This is a genomic window from Candidatus Cardinium hertigii (assembly GCF_003176915.1).
Lineage (GTDB): Bacteria > Bacteroidota > Bacteroidia > Cytophagales > Amoebophilaceae > Cardinium > Cardinium hertigii_A.
Genome location: NZ_CP029619.1, coordinates 363,630 through 379,479, shown reverse-complemented (window position 1 = coordinate 379,479; position 15,850 = coordinate 363,630). Strand labels below are relative to the sequence as shown.

At 36.9% G+C, this 15,850-nt stretch carries 14 protein-coding genes and 3 pseudogenes; 9 read left to right on the top strand and 8 right to left on the bottom strand.

The window, feature by feature from the left end:
- Positions 1-168 precede the first annotated feature (168 nt).
- From DK880_RS05130 to DK880_RS05410, 3 genes are all read left to right on the top strand, one after another.
- A complete protein-coding gene (locus tag DK880_RS05130; RefSeq protein WP_204082284.1) occupies positions 169-342 on the top strand; it encodes a hypothetical protein in 174 nt (57 codons plus the stop codon).
- Positions 343-513: 171 nt separating this feature from the next.
- Positions 514-684 (top strand): hypothetical protein, encoded by a 171-nt coding sequence (locus DK880_RS05415; RefSeq protein ID WP_204082281.1) that lies wholly within the window; start codon positions 514-516, stop codon positions 682-684.
- Entirely contained in the window at positions 659-850 is a 192-nt protein-coding gene (locus DK880_RS05410; protein WP_109997058.1) for an ATP-binding cassette domain-containing protein, read from the top strand. The genes DK880_RS05415 and DK880_RS05410 overlap by 26 nt, the downstream gene beginning before the upstream one ends.
- 207 nt (positions 851-1,057) lie before the next feature.
- Here DK880_RS05410 and DK880_RS05405 read toward each other — a convergent pair whose 3' ends face one another.
- The 3 genes and pseudogenes from DK880_RS05405 to DK880_RS01420 form a co-directional block, all read right to left on the bottom strand.
- Positions 1,058-1,495: an RpnC/YadD family protein gene (locus DK880_RS05405; protein WP_204082283.1), complete on the bottom strand. Its 438-nt coding sequence runs from the start codon at positions 1,493-1,495 to the stop codon at positions 1,058-1,060.
- Positions 1,496-1,534: 39 nt separating this feature from the next.
- Positions 1,535-1,903: pseudogene (locus DK880_RS05400) on the bottom strand (Rpn family recombination-promoting nuclease/putative transposase); the annotation flags it as partial.
- Between the two features lie 636 nt (positions 1,904-2,539).
- On the bottom strand, positions 2,540-6,025 hold the full coding sequence (locus DK880_RS01420; RefSeq protein ID WP_109997061.1) for a sodium:solute symporter family protein: 3,486 nt from the start codon (positions 6,023-6,025) through the stop codon (positions 2,540-2,542).
- A gap of 1,451 nt (positions 6,026-7,476) precedes the next feature.
- Here DK880_RS01420 and DK880_RS01415 point away from each other — a divergent pair.
- The 4 genes from DK880_RS01415 (at position 7,477) to DK880_RS05390 (ending at position 10,340) form a co-directional block, all read left to right on the top strand.
- The gene (locus DK880_RS01415) at positions 7,477-8,274 is read left to right on the top strand and encodes a hypothetical protein (RefSeq protein WP_204082282.1); all 798 of its coding nucleotides are present in this window, start codon (positions 7,477-7,479) and stop codon (positions 8,272-8,274) included.
- 192 nt (positions 8,275-8,466) lie between these two features.
- Positions 8,467-9,627, top strand: coding sequence for a hypothetical protein (locus tag DK880_RS01410; RefSeq protein ID WP_162534096.1), 1,161 nt, complete (start codon positions 8,467-8,469; stop codon positions 9,625-9,627).
- A gap of 376 nt (positions 9,628-10,003) precedes the next feature.
- Positions 10,004-10,174, top strand: coding sequence for a hypothetical protein (locus tag DK880_RS05395; protein ID WP_204082281.1), 171 nt, complete (start codon positions 10,004-10,006; stop codon positions 10,172-10,174).
- Positions 10,149-10,340, top strand: a complete 192-nt coding sequence (locus DK880_RS05390) for an ATP-binding cassette domain-containing protein (RefSeq protein ID WP_109997058.1) — start codon at positions 10,149-10,151, stop codon at positions 10,338-10,340. The genes DK880_RS05395 and DK880_RS05390 overlap by 26 nt, the downstream gene beginning before the upstream one ends.
- Before the next feature lie 207 nt (positions 10,341-10,547).
- On the opposite strand, the gene DK880_RS05385 is transcribed toward DK880_RS05390, so the two are convergent.
- The 4 genes and pseudogenes from DK880_RS05385 to DK880_RS01385 all read right to left on the bottom strand — a co-directional run.
- Positions 10,548-11,033, bottom strand: a complete 486-nt coding sequence (locus DK880_RS05385) for an RpnC/YadD family protein (protein ID WP_204082280.1) — start codon at positions 11,031-11,033, stop codon at positions 10,548-10,550.
- 39 nt (positions 11,034-11,072) lie between these two features.
- Positions 11,073-11,441 (bottom strand): annotated as a pseudogene (locus DK880_RS05380) (Rpn family recombination-promoting nuclease/putative transposase); the annotation flags it as partial.
- A 636-nt stretch (positions 11,442-12,077) separates the two neighbouring features.
- A complete protein-coding gene (locus DK880_RS01390; RefSeq protein WP_420886314.1) occupies positions 12,078-12,680 on the bottom strand; it encodes an HD domain-containing protein in 603 nt (200 codons plus the stop codon).
- A gap of 305 nt (positions 12,681-12,985) precedes the next feature.
- Positions 12,986-13,310 (bottom strand): annotated as a pseudogene (locus DK880_RS01385) (transposase); the annotation flags it as partial.
- 269 nt (positions 13,311-13,579) lie between these two features.
- Here DK880_RS01385 and DK880_RS01380 point away from each other — a divergent pair.
- Positions 13,580-13,999, top strand: coding sequence for a hypothetical protein (locus tag DK880_RS01380; protein ID WP_109997056.1), 420 nt, complete (start codon positions 13,580-13,582; stop codon positions 13,997-13,999).
- A 15-nt stretch (positions 14,000-14,014) separates the two neighbouring features.
- The gene (glyA, locus tag DK880_RS01375; protein ID WP_239302531.1) at positions 14,015-15,436 is read left to right on the top strand and encodes a serine hydroxymethyltransferase; all 1,422 of its coding nucleotides are present in this window, start codon (positions 14,015-14,017) and stop codon (positions 15,434-15,436) included.
- 184 nt (positions 15,437-15,620) lie between these two features.
- On the opposite strand, the gene DK880_RS01370 is transcribed toward glyA, so the two are convergent.
- Positions 15,621-15,803 carry a hypothetical protein gene (locus DK880_RS01370; RefSeq protein WP_109997055.1) on the bottom strand — a complete coding sequence of 61 codons (183 nt, stop codon included), beginning with the start codon at positions 15,801-15,803 and terminating at the stop codon, positions 15,621-15,623.
- Positions 15,804-15,850: the final 47 nt, after the last annotated feature.

The window sequence follows — 15,850 nt, the reverse complement described above, 5'->3', positions numbered from 1 at the left end:
GCTTTTTTAGTTTATGTATCATTTGCTCAAGCGCATGCATTCTAAGTACACTGCCAATCAATACTTAAAGTCTTAGGATACATTATAGCTACGTAAAGCGTCTTCGAGCAATCTTACTAGCGCAAAGCCAATAGGCTTAGGTTTAAGGATGCAATTTGATTTGCTCAGTTGTTTGGCATTCTTTTGATTGCTTCTGAGGAAATATGGCATATTACCGTTTCGCTACAAGACTTTTCACATGTTATAGGAAATTTAAAAAGTGGATTATCTATACTTTGGCCATGTGAAAAAAGCGTCGATGTAATCAATCCAAAAACGTTGCAAATCAAGCATCCGTCTTGAATTTAAAAACGTATATTTTAATTATAAAGATCAAAAATCTGTTTTTAAAAACCTTAGCCTCCGCATTAAACCTGGTGAAAAAATAGGCTTAGTAGGGTACGTTATTTTGACTATGAACGTGGTATCATACTGATTGATAGTAAAAATATTCAGCACGTTACAGAAGATTCATTGAGCAGTCAGATCACTGTTATTCCGCAGGATATATCACTATTTCATCGTACCCTTATGGAAAATATTCGTTATGGTCATCTAGATGCTACAGATAAAGAAGTAGTAGAAGCTAGTAAGAAAGCACATATGCACAATTTCATCAGTGCGTTACCGGAACAGTATATATAATACCTATGTCGGAGAAAGAGGCGTTAAACTTTCTGGTGGACAACGTCAAAGAGTGGCTATTGCATGTGCCATCTTAAAGGATGCACCTATACTGATATTAGATGAAGCGACCTCTGCGCTGGACAGTCAAACTGAGAATTTAATTCAAGATAGCTTACATTATTAGAAAAACGTAAAAGTAAGCAAGTAGAATATGGAGAAATAGATACGGAACATCCTTGGTACTTAGTCGTCTCCGAAGTATTATGTATTTTCGTCTCTGAAGTATTATATGTATTTTATTGTTAATCAATATAAAAATTATTAAATTTATAGTATGCAATAACCATTTTTTGAGTTGTTTTATATAAAATCCTTAAGAGCCAATCTTATCTTAATTAGAAGCCTTTTCCATTACAAGATCCTGGATATGAGAAGAAGATAATCCAGTAAGAAGCACAATATCTTCCATAGGATAACCTTTAAGAAGCATAGCCTTAGCTATCTCTATCTTTCCTTTTTCTTGTCCTATTTGAATCCCTTTTTCTTGTCCTATTTGGATCCCTTTTTCTTGCCCTATTTGAATCCCTTCGTCCCTATATTTTTGTGCTATAGTTCTCATAATATTTTCTTTATCTTCTCTAGGTAGATATTTTGTGATTATATTCTCTAGAACAGGTTGTTTATCTTCAGGTAATTTGCTATCGCTGTACCATAAGAAATTCCTTACATAAATATAACCCTTTTCTTTGTCAAGGAGAATACAAGATTTAAAGGTTTCTAAAAATTCTTCCCATAACTTAATCATATCACGGGAATATATATATTTCATAAAGTATTCCAGCATCCCTAAATGTGCCTTCTGCTTGATCTATTCATCGGACATAGCATATAAGTCTACCAGTTGATAATCTCCTCCCATAAGCGATTGAGCAAGACTAGGGTGACTAAATAAGTCCCATAAATTTCTTGGGGCATTAAAGCGTCTATTCCCATGATATACGACTATGGGAATTATGAGGGGTAATTTTGATCTCTTTTTCGTTTTATGTATTTCGAGTAGCAAAAATATATATTTCCATAACTTGTATGCTGTCCAATACTTAGGACTACCCTCAGCTTCTATTAATGTGTAAATGAATGCTTCTTCATTATTTTGCATTTTAATCGAAAAGACTAAATCACTAAATTTTTGCTTTAAATCTTCCTCTACAAACGATTCTTTTTCAACCTTAATCGTGGTTAAATCTAATTATGCTTTACAAGATTCTGGTAAATAATGATTTAGAAATTCCTGAGCAGCTATTGGATCTGAAAGGATTAGTTTGGCTAGTCCATCGTGCTTTAATCTTCCTGTCATAAAGATAGCTTGCAAAGAAGCATTAAGTGGTTAAATGTAATAGTCTACAAAATAAATAAGACCAAACGCAAAAATTATGGGGGCCTATTTTTATATACCTCGTATAGTATGATTGCTTTTTTGTAGAAAACAAAAGTTTTACAAAGAGGAAAAGTCCTATCTAAAAGTTACTGAAATGTATAGATTTTATTTAGATTTCTAATGAGAAATACTTCCCAATTTTTTATTACAATGGGCTTATGTTATGGAAGAATATTCGGCTAAATGGTAGCCCCTAGAGTGTATTTACGCACGATTTTGTTTGTACCCCTATCCTTTTCCCCCACATCTTTTGCATAACTACCAATAGGATAGCCTTCCTGTGCAGCTAGCTGGTCCGTTAAAATCTTTTTGATTAAAACATCCTATTTTAGGTTTCCGGTTATGGTTTCTTATGCTTTAAACGTAAGTAGGATATAAGCTTTATTTCTGAAAAACGGACAATAATCATGTTATACAATTTAGAATGTAGGATGATTAGACAAGAAACTGTCCACAAATGCGCTGCATTTCTGTCAGCCATTGCTGAGGTACGTGGTGCTTTGTTCCCCACGGGATATAAAAAGCTAAGGTTTCCTGCGCTATACGCTGTTGATCGGATGGCTTACGGGCAGATAACGTACGCATATTATGCAATCGATCTGCTAGCTTTACTTGTACCACACGTGTATCCTTACATTGATTTAATATATTTTTATTTTCTAACTTATCTAATTCCCAAGGATACCCATTGGTATTGTAGTGGGTAACCTGATCGACCACAGCAGCTATCGCACTGCCATACATCAGTTCTAATTGATGAAGTGTAACAGGCGTATCCTCTACGATATCATGCAACAAACCCGCTAGGATGGTGTCGGGATCCTGGGTAGCCTCCAACAGCAGTTTAGCCACTGCCATCGGATGGGTATAGTAGGGGGCACCTGATTTACGCCGTACTAAACCATGAGCGTTTTTAATAAAGGCAATGGTTTGCTGTATACGTTCTGCGCTAAGCGTAGTTTGTGTAGTGAGTAACCCTATCAATTCCTGCTCTTGTGCTAAACTTTCCGCTGTTTCAGCTATGGTATTAGCTATCATATCAGCAGGATTATACGTTTTAAAGCGCATAACGTTACGGCCATCCAGCGGGAATACGTAAAGACAATTTACCTGCGTTGGACTTTCTATTATTTCCACATAGCCTCCATGGGCTTCTACGATTTGTTTGCTTTCTAGTTGATAAAACTGCGCTTCACTAGCAGGTAGGGTAATATTTGCGTTCATTGCTGTAATACGATAGCTAGGTTTTAGGTTTGGTAGACTTGTATCCGTACTAAAACAGAAAGCCAGTGCAGGTAAAGTTAAGGAAGGGAGATCAGCCGCAGTTTCTGCTGCCGAACCGTATTGCAAGGTAGCAGCGGAAAGGGTTAAGGTTACGATGTGATCGGTAGCTTGTTGGCTTTTGCTGATTGCCGATAGGTTGAGTAGGAGCAAACACTCCAATAAGGCTGGATCTACTACTATTTCAGCTACGTCTGTTTGTTTACGCAATAGTAACGCTAGCGGTTCGCCTAAATCCAATATCTGCTGATTTACTTTTAAGATAGTTGATTCAAGTGGGATGGGTTGAATAGCTTTTTTATTAAGTTTTAGGCTCCGTTCTTCTTGGGCTCTCCATAGTAGGCAATTGCTGAATTTTTGTAGTTTCTTGTTAAAGCGCGTTATTTCATTTTCTACTTTATGCGGATCATTCCTTGCAATAGGAAACAAAGTTTCTTGTAAGGTATCTCCCATTGCTCGTAAAAGGGTACCCCCAGCAGTGGCATCCAATCTAGCCCAATGCGCTTGGCTATAGATGGCTTCTAGCGCAATGCGCTGCTCATAGGAACGGGTAATTTCCATAGTCTTACCTTTAGAAACGGCTTTATCTCGTAGGTATTTATACTGGACAAAACCTACTACAGCAGCGGTTACTAGCATTACAGCTAACACAAGCTCTAGAACAGAAGCATGCCTAAGGCTTTCCCAAAATAAATCAACAAAATTTATATAAGGAGGCAAGAATTTATGGATTGCTAAAGCACAAAGCAATAGCATACTACTGCATTCCACGGATACTAATACGGTAGATAGCCCTATGTTAGCTATAAAAAGGGCACAAACTACAGGGCTATAGTGTCCTAGTTTAGCAAATTGGAACGGGGCCATAAAAAGCAGAAAAAACAATAGCATAGGCCATAAATTATGCAATAGCGGTGTTCCGCCTTTTTGATAAGCATGCAGGGCTGGGTAGAGCGCTAGGATCGTTCCCAAAGCCATTACAGCCATATAGAGGTATACATAGGGAAGGAAATACTGCCTTTGAATAAAGCACAACGCGATAATGGCATTAATAATAGTATAGCAACCTACCGCTACAAAGGTACGTTCTTGGGTAGGGAAAACGCTTATACGATAGGACCTTGTACAAAACATTTTAAATCGTTGCATCCGTGTCAACCACCAGCGTTTGGTGATTTGGTTTTGTAAATCCCAGGCACTACGGTCTTGTATACCTATCCAGCCGGTATGGGGACGTTTAGGAAGCAGGTAATGTAAGGCAAACAAGCTGCCTGCGCTTACAACCATTGAAAGGATAACGTGATTATGTGATACAGCTTGCTTTTGGTAAAAAATAATATAGACTGCCATAAGTATGCTAAGTCCCATGATTGCTAACACAGCAACGGATCTCGGTCTAAATCCAAAACAAGCTAGCATAAAAGGAACCGAGACAGCTGTCCAATAAAAGTAGAAGGTTGGCCATATTAATTGTTGAATAGTAGTGGTCGTATCAAATACCATCAGGAGACTGATCATCCCTATACCAATAGAGACGATACGTACAATTTTGAGCGAGCCGTTACGTGACTTGGTAAACCTAGCTATAAAAGGCCATAGGTCATGGGTAAATAAAACAGAGGCAATATGCAACTGGGAATCAGCGGTAGACATCAGCAATGCTAGCATAGCCGTTACCAATATGCCTAACATACCAGGGAAATAGTCAAGGGAAAGGATATAGTGAAGGACATGCTGATTAGTTGGAATGCTATTCCCACGTATATGTAAAGCTGCTGTAACACAGAACATAAGCAAGGCTATCACAGATGGCATTATAGCAACTTTGTTAAAAACTTTTGTTGCTTGCCCTACAGAAGAAGCCATATAAAAACGTTGTAGGTAGGAAGGTGTAACCACGATTAAAAGCCTAAATAGGAAACCAGAGCTATGTAGTACAGTTGTGAGGGTATGCCCTGTGCACATTTTGTTTAGGTTAAAATGTGGTATAGCGGTAAGTTTTTGCCAGCCCGCTGCTAAATCTTTCGTAGAAAATAGCAAAACGAAAATGAGCATAGGGAAACAGAGCCCAAAAAGGAGAAATTGATACACATCTGTTATGGCTACCGCTCTCGCCCCTCCAAATGTAGCATACGCCATAACCAATAGGATTAAAAGTATGGTTGAATAGGATTGAAGTTGTGCTACTTTAGGAAATAGAATAGCTGTGATTTCAAGGCCAACTTTGATCTGAGTTGCTAAAAAGGCCATAGTTAGGATAATACCAAGTACGGCGGTAATGATGCGAGCGGTTGATCCATATACGCTTCCCATAGATTCTGCTATAGAAAGATGCCCCATGAATTCCTTCATTCTTGGCGTGATAAACCTGGAAAAAAGATAGCCAATGATAGCCACTAAAATGGATTGCGTAATAAGTATTTCAAAGCCTTTTCGATAGCAACCATCTAGGCCGGCATGCAAAGTTCCACCACCATATATGGTAGCTATAACGGAAATAGCAATTACACTGGTAGCCATTTTCCTATTCCCTACAGCATAATCCTGGAAAGTCTTGATACCCCTACCGTAGTAAATTCCAATAACCAGCGTGCCTATTAAGGAGAACCCTATAATCATTACATCAATATGCCCTACCATTTGTTTTTTATTTTATTACGTTGTAATAAATGTACCTTACTAAGGTTTATAAAGTGCTACCTGTTTTTATTTACAGAAAAATAATTACTATACCTAATAGCAACTATTATTATTGTGCAAAAACCTATGCCTATAGCAATGCGTAATGTATAATGCGCATGTAGTCTAGCACTCAGTATACCTCTCCATAGATTGTAGCCAGTAGAGATAGCGTAATTACCATGGTAGACATTTTTCTATTACCAACTGCGTATGCTTGAAAGATTGTAACATTTCTACCGTGATACATTCCAACAATAAGTGTTCCTATAAAGTATAAGCCTATAATTAGTAGGCTCTGAATTATTATATATTTATTTATTAATCAATATGAAAAAATTATATTTGCCATACAATAACCCTGTTTTGAATGTTTTATAGGGATGAAATCGAAGAAAATATATAATAATTGTGATAAGTTATTTGAGAAACGTTTATTCTAGTTTTCTTAACCCTTGGCACGCTTTCCCAGTTAGCTGATGAAGTTCCTTGACAATGCTTGGATTCAGATTTAGACCGCTGTTTTAGCTATGGCCTTAGTCAGATTTCTTTGCCTAAATATAACTAATAATGAGTGTAATATATGTATAAGTGGCTCTACAAAGGGATAACTCCTGCAAGCCCCCTATTGGTCCTATGAAATCCGATGGTAAATGATCGGTTAACTACTTGTAAGGAATCTTAGGAGATAAACGCAATGTTATGCTGTGTGCTATTGGACATAATCAATAGATTATCACAAGAAAAAAATTTATAACCTCTACTACCTGATCAGATAAAATAACAGGTATATAATTAAAAATCTTGATCCCATAACCCTTATGCCTTTATGGTGTTTAGCTTAAGGCAGCGTGCATCCTAAAATTTCAATCTGAGAAAATCATATGACTCAAATAAACCTATTCAGTAATACTATTTCAGGGACAACCATTTAGACTTATAACAATAAAAATCAAAAAAAATAACACTAGAAAAATAGAAAAAATTATACCATCAATCTATCACAACGCTATCCAACTGTCGGTGCGACAGAGCAGTAAGAAAGGTTGAGCTGTAGCGTAGGGATTGTTTGAGCCGTATATAGGGTAACTTGTAAGTACGGTGCTTAAAGGAATGGGGTAAAGTTTTCTCTGCTTATCCGATTAGTACCCTAATTTTTCAGTCCACTACAATAAAAAATATTTATACAATCTTATGGAAAGACCTATTGTTATATATAATATTATTTCTTTTACTATACTTAAATTAAATATTAAGTAATCATACTAAATATATTTAACCATTGGATTATGAAAAAGTTGCATGGCATAATATTTGAATATACATAATCTACTTTGCTATTAAGTAGTTTGGTTCTTTTTCCGTTCTTAACAGGATGTAACCGTTCCTTTGCTTACCACATGGGAAATAGTGTGGGTTCAGAGCCAGGGCCCTCTACAAACAGAACCTATACCAATACCTATGATTTTGAGGAATCTGCGGAAAATCGAAGCGCACTGCAAAAGGAGGTGGAGCGTTCAATAATAGATTTAATACAAGGTGGTTATAGTTGTAATGATCCAGAAGCAGGAGGTATTATTGTAGAAAGATTACGTAACGATTCAGCAGTAGTGACTACTATCTTAGAAAGACTATATGCAAAGAGGAGAGCAGTTGGAAGAACGCCTAGCAAGGAGGAAATACGTGAGGTTATGGGTGCATGCATATTGGACATGGCAAGAGTAGAAAAGGAGATTTTAGATCAGCGTGCTGATGGCTCTGCGCGGGCAAGGGCTGCGATTGCCGAAGAAGCAAAGAGGCTAAGCATCACTTGTAGAGAGGAGTATGCCCATAATGTAGCAAAGACCTCTACGTATAAAGACGAAAATGGGAAAGATAAAAAAATGTATTTCGAAATAGGAACTCCCAAGTGTAACCTCTTTGTGTTTGATGTATTAAATGGTGCAGGTATAACGGCTCCTCTTAACTGGAGTGGAAAGTGGCCCTTTACAGCTTCGGATTGGCATGGAACTGCTAATGGCCGTTTTGATATATTAGATTCGAGCACCCCTATGCAATTCGGGGATATTGTAGCAACTACAAGACATTGTGGTATAGCAGTGGATAGCACCTATGTAATAGCAGCAGGTGTACAAAAAGTCACTTTGGATACACGGGAAAAACAAAGTCTAAAGGAAGGTAGTAGCATTAGACGATATAACCAATCGTAATCTTTCAGTTTAACATACAATGTGGGTTATACAGTAGGTAGCCTGCATAAAATAGCAAGATTTTTTAATTTGTATCCCATGCTACCACTGAAAATAGCCTTATTTACCTTTTTTGTATTAAGTTCTTTTTTTCCCCTTTATGGTCAAAAGAAGCCACCCATGATGGAGTGGAAAAATTGCGTCCATTACCTTATGCAATTTCCAAATTATGAGGGCTATCAACCACCACAAGATATTTTAAAAGAAGGATGCCCTTGGGGCAATTGGGTTACTTTTCCACAAAAGATTGTAGCCATTGAGGCTAAGGTTTCCCCCTGGAAAGATCCTATAGAACTATTTAAATCCAAGGATTTTGAAGCAATGTATCATTACCCTGATTATTATCAGGAAGCCGTATTGGACTATCTAGCCAATCCTGATTACAACGATAATCAAAAAAAGATATGCGTATATGCAATGAGACATATCAGTGATATAATTGATCTGTTGGGAGAGATTTATTACTTATATCAAGCCAAGAAGCTCTCTACATCTGTTTTTGAAATATTGGTTAAGCAAGTATTTATAGTTACAGAACCTCATAAATGGGTAAACAAGAGAAAAAATAAATTACTTGATCTACTCCAAGCAATAGTTGATATGCCGGTTACAACCGTTTCGTTAAAGAAGGTGATTAAACGAGCATTATCCGGGTTGTATCCAGATGATTGTCCCTATAAGGATAATTTTCCAAAAAGCTATAATCAATATGCTGGCATAAGCTTTCCTCAAAAAATATGTGATGCGATACAGCAGGAGTATATAGAATATGACCCCTATTATATACCGCAAGATGTTAGCCAAAGTAGTAGCTATATTCCAGAGTTTTTAATTCTAGTAGACCACCCTAGCCACTATTTAATGAGTGGTAACTATTATATTTTTGATCAGCCAAAGTGTCAATCGAAGGTAGCTAGATTCTGGGCTATTGTTATGATGCATCAACTAGGAGCATTTCAGGGAGATATACTTAAATATGATGTACTCATTAATTCAGCTTGTAATTACTACTATTTTTCTCCAGATAGCACTAAAGGTATGTCTCTTTTATTGATGGAATCTTTATTCCTTCGTAAGGGACTAAGCTGTTTTAAATATCCATTTTTTATCCTGAACCAGGAAGATAAAGACCTCCAAAGGGCATTACATCGCTTTATAGCACTACCTACTATCCCCTGTGGGCTAAAAGAAATCGCAAAAAAGATCTTAGCAGGTACGCTCGCTACGCCGCAAGAAATGGAATATATGAAAGGCTACATAGCCTTTCGAAAAAAATATTTTACCTTGTATGAAACGGTACTTCCTAGCCAATAGCCACGCTCTTTAATTAAATTTTAACGACTATATAGGGTATTAGGAAAAATCGTTCCTAAATGCATGCTAAGCGCTTACCACTTAGCGGCATTTTCTTCCATAACGTGCGCGTCGGTAAAAGTAAGATAGATTGCGGTGGTCATTAACCTATTATGTCCAAGTATTTTTTGTACTGATGCCAAAGATATTCCTTTTTGTAGCTGGTATCAGCTATCATTTATTTTAATTATAAAGATCAAAAATCTGTTTTTAAAAACCTTAGCCTCCGCATTAAACCTGGTGAAAAAATAGGCTTAGTAGGGTACGTTATTTTGACTATGAACGTGGTATCATACTGATTGATAGTAAAAATATTCAGCACGTTACAGAAGATTCATTGAGCAGTCAGATCACTGTTATTCCGCAGGATATATCACTATTTCATCGTACCCTTATGGAAAATATTCGTTATGGTCATCTAGATGCTACAGATAAAGAAGTAGTAGAAGCTAGTAAGAAAGCACATATGCACAATTTCATCAGTGCGTTACCGGAACAGTATATATAATACCTATGTCGGAGAAAGAGGCGTTAAACTTTCTGGTGGACAACGTCAAAGAGTGGCTATTGCATGTGCCATCTTAAAGGATGCACCTATACTGATATTAGATGAAGCGACCTCTGCGCTGGACAGTCAAACTGAGAATTTAATTCAAGATAGCTTACATTATTAGAAAAACGTAAAAGTAAGCAAGTAGAATATGGAGAAATAGATACGGAACATCCTTGGTACTTAGTCGTCTCCGAAGTATTATGTATTTTCGTCTCTGAAGTATTATATGTATTTTATTGTTAATCAATATAAAAATTATTAAATTTATAGTATGCAATAACCATTTTTTGAGTTGTTTTATATAAAATCCTTAAGAGCCAATCTTATCTTAATTAGAAGCCTTTTCCATTACAAGATCCTGGATATGAGAAGAAGATAATCCAGTAAGAAGCACAATATCTTCCATAGGATAACCTTTAAGAAGCATAGCCTTAGCTATCTCTATCTTTCCTTTTTCTTGTCCTATTTGAATCCCTTTTTCTTGTCCTATTTGGATCCCTTTTTCTTGCCCTATTTGAATCCCTTTTTCTTGTCCTATTTGGATCCCTTTTTCTTGCCCTATTTGAATCCCTTCGTCCCTATATTTTTGTGCTATAGTTCTCATAATATTTTCTTTATCTTCTCTAGGTAGATATTTTGTGATTATATTCTCTAGAACGGGTTGTTTATCTTCAGGTAATTTGCTATCGCTGTACCATAAGAAATTCCTTACATAAATATAACCCTTTTCTTTGTCAAGGAGAATACAAGATTTAAAGGTTTCTAAAAATTCTTCCCATAACTTAATCATATCACGGGAATATATATATTTCATAAAGTATTCCAGCATCCCTAAATGTGCCTTCTGCTTGATCTATTCATCGGACATAGCATATAAGTCTACCAGTTGATAATCTCCTCCCATAAGCGATTGAGCAAGACTAGGGTGACTAAATAAGTCCCATAAATTTCTTGGGGCATTAAAGCGTCTATTCCCATGATATACGACTATGGGAATTATGAGGGGTAATTTTGATCTCTTTTTCGTTTTATGTATTTCGAGTAGCAAAAATATATATTTCCATAACTTGTATGCTGTCCAATACTTAGGACTACCCTCAGCTTCTATTAATGTGTAAATGAATGCTTCTTCATTATTTTGCATTTTAATCGAAAAGACTAAATCACTAAATTTTTGCTTTAAATCTTCCTCTACAAACGATTCTTTTTCAACCTTAATCGTGGTTAAATCTAATTATGCTTTACAAGATTCTGGTAAATAATGATTTAGAAATTCCTGAGCAGCTATTGGATCTGAAAGGATTAGTTTGGCTAGTCCATCGTGCTTTAATCTTCCTGTCATAAAGATAGCTTGCAAAGAAGCATTAAGTGGTTAAATGTAATAGTCTACAAAATAAATAAGACCAAACGCAAAAATTATGGGGGCCTATTTTTATATACCTCGTATAGTATGATTGCTTTTTTGTAGAAAACAAAAGTTTTACAAAGAGGAAAAGTCCTATCTAAAAGTTACTGAAATGTATAGATTTTATTTAGATTTCTAATGAGAAATACTTCCCAATTTTTTATTACAATGGGCTTATGTTATGGAAGAATATTCGGCTAAATGGTAGCCCCTAGAGTGTATTTACGCACGATTTTGTTTGTACCCCTATCCTTTTCCCCCACATCTTTTGCATAACTACCAATAGGATAGCCTTCCTGTGCAGCTAGCTGGTCCGTTAAAATCTTTTTGATTAAAACATCCTATTTTAGGTTTCCGGTTATGGTTTCTTATGCTTTAAACGTAAGTAGGATATAAGCTTTATCTCTGAAAAACGGACAATAATCATGTTATACAATTTAGAATGTAGGATGATTAGACAAGAAACTGTCCACAAATGCGCTGCATTTCTGTCAGCCATTGCTGAGGTACGTGGTGCTTTGTTCCCCACGGGATATAAAAAGCTAAGGTTTCCTGCGCTATACGCTGTTGATCGGATGGCTTACGGGCAGATAACGTACGCATATTATGCAATCGATCTGCTAGCTTTACTTGTACCACACGTGTATCCTTACATTGATTTAATATATTTTTATTTTCTAACTTATCTAATTCCCAAGGATACCCATTGGTATTGTAGTGGGTAACCTGATCGACCACAGCAGCTATCGCACTGCCATACATCAATTCTAGTTGATGAAGTGTAATAGGCGTATTCTCTACGATATCATGCAACAAACCCGCTAGGATGGTGTCGGGATCTTGGGTAACCTCTAACAGCAGTTTAGCCACCGCCATGGGATGGGTATAATAGGGGGCCCCTGATTTACGCCGTACTAAACCATGAGCGTTTTTAATAAAGGCAATGGTTTGCTGTATACGTTCTGCGCTAAGCGTAGTTTGTGTAGTGAGTAACCCTATCAATTCCTGCTCTTGTGCTAAACTTTCCGCTGTTTCAGCTATGGTATTAGCTATCATATCAGCAGGATTATACGTTTTAAAGCGCATAACGTTACGGCCATCCAGCGGGAATACGTAAAGACAATTTACCTGCGTTGGACTTTCTATTATTTCCACATAGCCTCCATGGGCTTCTACGATTTGTTTGCTTTCTAGTTGATAAAACTGCGCTTCACTAGCAGGTAGGGTAATATTTGCGTTCATTGCTGTAATACGATAGCTAGGTTTTAGGTTTGGTAGACTTGTATCCGTACTAAAACAGAAAGCCAGTGCAGGTAAAGTTAAGGAAGGGAGATCAGCCGCAGTTTCTGCTGCCGAACCGTATTGCAAGGTAGCAAAAGTACTTTAAACTGAAAAAAATTATAACCACAAAAGTATTGCCAATAAGGATTTTCCACCCATCTAGCTGCTACTTGTTCATCAAAAAGACGATACATATGACTTATAATGAGCAGTCCTACAATCAAACGCATAGGTAAAGGAGGCTGCCCCAAGGCCATAGCTAAAATGGCGATCTAAATCTGATTCCAAGCATTGCCAAGGAATCGAATCAGATAGCTGCAATAAAGCGTGTTTAGGGTTAAGAAAACTAGATAAACGTTGCTCAAAAAACCTACCACAATTAGGATATATCTTCTTAGATTTCATGCCTATTTTGCAAGGTTTTTATATAAAAACTCAAAAAATGGTTATTGAATAATACAAATTTAATAAATTTTATATTGAATAACAAGAAAATATATAATACTTCAGGGACGACTAAGTATTTATAAGTATTTACGAGACAAATCAACTGCCAAACTTAGGGTAATAGAACTTACCAGAACCTATGAGCATAGGATTTCACTAGAAGCCATTTACAACCAAGCCAACTGGTCCAGGCTAGAGCTACCCATGATAGTCAACTACTCTTGGAAATGAGCCATGCATTAGAGGAATCCTATCACTACCTTGCTACCCATGGGCAAGAAAAACTGAGTAAAAATATTAGTAACTTTTTAAACAAGCTACATAAATTTGGAAAACTACACTTATGGAAAGCCCAATTGGGACATGGTATAGAATTGAATCAAAACAAAATAAAACGGATCGCATGGGAAGATTGCTTGCTAACCGTACACGATCACATACGAACGTTAGATACTGACATACAATTACTCTTACACAAACAAACAAATCGTACGCAGCTCTGGGTCTACCCAGAGCTATTTGAATGTTTTTTGATGCTTAACCTATGGGAAATGAGTCAATGTGCACAAACAGTAGAGCATACGGTTACAGCTACTATTGCGGATAGTCTGCTACAGTATAATTACGATAGGGATACGCCTGCTTAAGCAGAGCCGCTGCGCTTGCCTGCGCTGGTTTTTTGGTTTACTACCGATACGATGCTGCCTCAAACGTTACCTGTTTACAGCATTGCCGAACCAAGGGTAACAGCTGCTCCGCTAACTGAAAAGCACCTTTACCAAATAGAATGCAGACAAACGGTAGAGGCGCATGGGGGCTACGTAGCGATTCAGGAAACAGCTGATGCTATACAGGCGCTCTATGTATTACCTATAGAGGGGCAAAAAGTAATACGCTTTAAAAACTACGATCCTGTTTACTTAGCGTACGCAGAAGGTCTACCGGGGAAACGTTATTATGGTGGATGCCATATCATAGATGAGATAGAATTATTGGCTATTGAACGTGCAAAAAACCTATTTAAAGTAGAGTGGGCAAATGTGCAGCCACATTCTGGTTCTCAGGCTAATGCTGCATTACTGATGGCTGTTTTAAAGCCTGGAGATAAGATCTTAGGTTTTAATTTAGCACATGGGGGTCATTTAACCCATGGTTCTCCTGTAAATTTTTCTGGTAAGCTTTACCAGGCTTCTTTTTATGGTGTAAATCCAGAAACAGGTTATATTGACTTGGATTCAGTAGCCCAAAAAGCAAGAAGCGAAAAACCTGCTATCATCATTTGTGGTGCTTCTGCTTATAGCCGCGACTGGGATTATCTACAATTGCGTACTATTGCGGATGAAATAGCTGCCTTTTTATGGGCAGATATTTCCCATCCTGCTGGACTTATTAGCCAAGGATTGTTGAACAATCCTTTTCCTTATTGTCATTTTGTAACCACTACGACACACAAAACCCTCCGAGGACCCAGAGGTGGCCTATTATTAATGGGAAAGGATTTTGATAATCCTTTGGGTAAAACCAATAAAAGTGGTCAATTACATAAGATGTCTGCCTTACTTGATGCTGCTGTTTTTCCTGGTATACAGGGAGGACCATTAGAGCATGGTATTGCAGCTAAAGCCATTGCCTTTTATGAGGCTATGACATATGGTTTTACATGTTATGCTAAACAAGTACAAAAAAATGCCCAAGCCATGGCACAAGCCTTTCTAGATGCAGGATATCATATTTTATCAGGAGGAACTGATAACCACCTGTTGGTGCTTGATCTTTCTAAACAAAATATTACGGGAAAAGAAGCTGAAGCAGCTTTAGAAAAAGCGGATATTATTACAAATAGAAATTTGGTTCCCTTTGATAAAAATACGCCTCAAGTCACATCAGGTATTCGTTTGGGAACAGCTGCTGTTACCACCAGAGGCTTAAAAGAAAAGGATATGCCATTGATAGTGGAGTGGATAGACTATCTGCTTAAAAATAAAGACAAAGATTCCCAGATTAAGGAAGTAAAACAAATAGTTAATGCCTATATGTGCCGCTTCCCATTGACTACTTCGGATTATCCATTTATTGCATCATAGACCCTAGCTACCCTAACACTTTCTACAGCTGCAAGTGTGGATTGCTTTTTGATACTTCTTCAGTTAATGTTTTTACAATTTTAGCATCAATACGATTGATTGCTTAGGTAAATAGTTGAAATTGTACTATTTTTTAATGCTATAACTAAATTTTTTACCATTCAAGTCGTATCCTATTGAAGCTTTAATCAATATTTTTAATTGATTGATTATCTTTTAATAGCTTATACAATGCGACTCCTAATGCAGCTATATTGCCAATACCATTAGCATTTAAATTAAGATAGGTAACTGCGCGATTGCCTGTTAATACTTTAGCCAATGCTTTTGCATCTTCATATCCAATACGATTGCGACATAGGTCCATACCTGTAATTGTCTTATTACCTACCCAATGCTTCAGCTAATATTTTT